This window comes from Legionella nautarum (assembly GCF_001467895.1).
GTDB lineage: Bacteria > Pseudomonadota > Gammaproteobacteria > Legionellales > Legionellaceae > Tatlockia > Tatlockia nautarum.
In genome coordinates this window covers 25,868-27,160 of record NZ_LNYO01000016.1, presented here as the reverse complement: position 1 = coordinate 27,160, position 1,293 = coordinate 25,868, and the positions used below count along the sequence as shown (strand labels likewise).

Here is a 1,293-nt window from a genome sequence, read left to right as displayed (position 1 = left end):
CCAGAGATTTTAGAGCATTTTTACTCCATTTGTGAGCCAGAATTCCAAGCAAGGCCTGAACCAGAAAACGAGCTAGAGCTGTTGCGTTGGGCAGTTTTGCGAAATAGAGGAAAACCAGATGAGTTGACGCTAGGGACAATAGGTCTAGCCCTTGAAGGCGGGCTTTCGGATTTATCGCGAGAACTTTTAGCTTCCCCAGAAAATCCACACATTAATTTCCATAGCTTCGTTAAATTACTTCCTAGTGTCATACGCAGCGGGCAAAACTATATGCTGAGAGCCTGTGATAATTTTATAGATGATTACACCAAATTAAACTCAAAGGGCGAATTTAGAACTATCAGGAAATTGAGGCGAAATGAGGTCATTGAGCTTGCTGCCTCGAATGGTATTATTCCCATTTTCAGCCGATTCGCTAATCAGTTACAGCAAGGAATCACTCAAAAAGAACAAGAATTAAATGAAGCGAATACCTCTTTCTCAAAGGAAAAAATTGCAAAGCTCAGTGCAAAGTTAAAAAGAGCAAAAACCAAATTTGAACATGCAATGGCAAGCGCTATGCGTTCAGCTGCCGAGCATGGCCATATTGACCTGATAAAATATGCCTTAAAAAAACAATTTATTAGCATTAACCAAAAATGTGGGTATACAACTCTATTAGCTCAAGCAACTGAATCTGGGCAAGATAATCTGATGCAGTTTTTATTAGATAACGGAGCAGATCCTGAGGAAGGACTTTATTTAATAGTAAACACTTCTTGCGACTCAACACTTCAGAATGGGATCTTTACCCTTTTGAATGCCATTGAGGAACGGGGGGAACTAAAAAACATCAAACTGCTAGAGAAATGCTCAATCAAGGGTAGATTAGATCTACTAGAACGGTTGTTTGATTTAGATCAAGGAAGGCTCATTAAACCAGATACTATTCAAAAACTTCTTAGCGAACATTGCCCTGTGGAGTGTAGAAATTTTTTACAAGAAAAATTAGCACAAGCGCAATCAGCAATAGCCCTAAAAGCATCTGCCGAAGAACAGCCCCATGATTCAAGCTCCGATGAGGCGGAGAATTTCTTTAGAGCCGGTTTTCAGCATCCTGCTCCAAGGGTAGAATTTGCTCACAGTCATTTTTTTGCCCCCGCGGCTTTTCAGGCCACAGCTACAGATCAACCAGAAGAGCTTTGGTCCCTCATTTTGTCATTTCTTGACCCTGAATCACTCATTAATAGCGTGGAATTAGTATCTAAAAAGTTTCACAATTTAGCCAATGACAATTTACTCTGGAAACAGTTA

General features: G+C 40.1%; 1 protein-coding gene. It reads left to right on the top strand.

Annotation, left to right across the window (positions count from 1 at the left end; translation table 11 throughout):
• Positions 1-1,293 (top strand): F-box-like domain-containing protein (locus tag Lnau_RS09295; protein ID WP_193786807.1); only part of this gene is annotated, 1,293 nt, incomplete at both ends.